At 60.7% G+C, this 2,160-nt stretch carries 2 protein-coding genes; one reads left to right on the top strand and one right to left on the bottom strand.

The window, feature by feature from the left end:
* Positions 1-51: 51 nt before the first annotated feature.
* Entirely contained in the window at positions 52-861 is an 810-nt protein-coding gene (locus EOD07_RS31815; RefSeq protein WP_127238088.1) for a universal stress protein, read from the bottom strand.
* A gap of 263 nt (positions 862-1,124) precedes the next feature.
* On the opposite strand from EOD07_RS31815, the gene EOD07_RS31810 reads away from it, so the two are divergent.
* Positions 1,125-2,160 (top strand): PAS domain S-box protein (locus tag EOD07_RS31810; protein ID WP_245470567.1); only part of this gene is annotated, 1,036 nt, incomplete at its 3' end.

The following is a 2,160-nucleotide window of genomic DNA, read 5'->3' as shown; positions in this document are numbered from 1 at the left end:
CCCCCCGGCCGGTCCGTGCCATCTGCCGCCTTGGCCACCATGGTCGTAAAGTCAATTCGAAAACAGGCGGCTGATACCGCTCTCGCCAATCAGCGAAAGTGTGATGCCGCCAAAGGCCCATTCCCTGAGCCGGCTGTGACCGTAGGCGCCGCAAACGATCAGATCGGCGTTGACCGAGCGAGCAAACGCCATCAGCCCCTCGCCATTCGCGGCACCGGCGATCACTTCGGTTCGCGCCATGATGCCATGCTGCTCCAGAAACACCGCGACATCGGCGAGGCTGTCTCGAACATCCTTTCCCGAGGCCGCTTCCATCGTGGCGACTACAACCTCCTTCGCCTTGGCGAGGAGCGGCAACGCATCGGACAAAGCTCGTCGTGCCTCCCGGCTGTCCTTCCAAGCGACCAGGACAGTTTTCCCAAGCAGGTGTTCGGCATTGCCGGCCGCAACCAGCACGGGGCGGCCGGCCCCGAGCACCAAGCTTCCTACATCGAGGGCACGGAACACATCATCGCCGCCATTGGCGGTCACGATGAGATCGGCAGAGCGAGCCACCAGCCCTAAAGCGCGAGTCGGACCGCAAATATATTGTTTCCATTCGCTGCTGATGGAACGCGGGACAAGCTTCTCAAAGGTGTCGCGCAGCTCGGCAAGACGCGTCTCGATCTCCTGCCGTTTGACCTGCATGACCTCGCCTTCATAGACGAGGCCTTCACCCGTGGCCACCAAGGGCGGAACGTCCGCGGCAGCGAAGCCGACGAGGTGAGCATCAAAGCGGTGCGCCATTTCTGCTGCAAGCTTCAAGATAGGTCCTGGGTCTGCATCGACGGCCAAGTTGACGACAATCGTTTTGTAGGACATGCGGAACCTTCGGGAGATGATGATCAATTGATGAGTGCCATTCCGCGAGGTGCGCGACCTTGATGCTGATCAAACTCCGGTTGCTCTATGTTTGCGAATGCCTGCATGAGTGCTAAACCAGCGACCACCAGTGTTCCTTCAGATGCAGAATGGATGTGACCCAGAAGAACCCAGCTTCCGCGGAAACCATCGCCGAGGCGGCCGCTTCGCCTGGCGGCTTGTCGCGAGGTGATGATTTGCCGGAACATGAGCTGCTTGCATTGATGTTCGAGCAGGCACCGGGTTTCATGACGTTGCTCAGAGAGCCCGGGCACGTGTTCGAACTGGCGAATGCCTCCTACAAGCAAATGGTCGGCCAGCGAGAAATCATTGGCAGATCGGTGCGTGAAGCCTTTCCCGACCTCGAAGGCCAAGGCTTCTTCGAATTGCTGGACCGTGTCTACGAGACCGGCGAACCCTATGTGGGCCGAAGCGTCAAGGTCATCCTCCGCAACGCTGAAACCGGCCTTGCGGAGGAGCGTATCCTGGACTTCGTCTACCAGCCCATCAGGGCCAAGGATGGCCGGATCACCGCGATCTTCGTCCAGGGCACGGATGTCAGCGACTTGTCCTTCGCCAACGCCGCACTGCGGCTGCGAGAGGATCACCTGCGTTCGATCCTCGCGACGGTGCCCGATGCGATGGTCGTCATCGACGAGAGCGCCAACATCCAATCCTTCAGCACGGCCGCGGAGACATTGTTTGGTTACAAGGCCGGCGAGGTCATTGGCCAGAACGTCAAGGTGCTGATGCCCTCACCCTATCGGGAAGAGCATGACGCATACATGCAGCGCTACCTGACGACGGGAGAACGTCGCATTATCGGACTCGGCCGCACAGTAACCGGGATGCGCAAGGACGGATCTACCTTTCCGATGGAGCTCGCCGTCGGCGAAATGCATCCGGGTACGGGCCGCTTCTTCACCGGCTTCTGCCGCGACCTGACGGAACGCCACAGGACGGAAGCCAGGATGGAAGAGCAGCAGCAGGAGCTGCTTCACATGGCAAGGTTCACCGCGCTCGGCGAGATGGCCTCGACCTTGGCGCATGAGATAAACCAGCCGCTGACGGCCATCACGAACTACCTGAAGGGCAGCCGGCGTCTTTTGGAAAAGAGCGATGACCAGCACGCGGCCTTGCTTAGGGACGCCGTCGAAAAAGCGGCGGAGCAGGCCTTGCGCGCCGGCGACGTCATTCGTCGTCTCAGGGATTTTGTCGCGCGCGGCGAGAGCGAGCGCCAGGTCGAACGCCTGCCTTCTC

The organism is Mesorhizobium sp. M2C.T.Ca.TU.002.02.1.1, from assembly GCF_003997225.1.
This window is presented reverse-complemented; position numbering and strand designations above follow the sequence as displayed.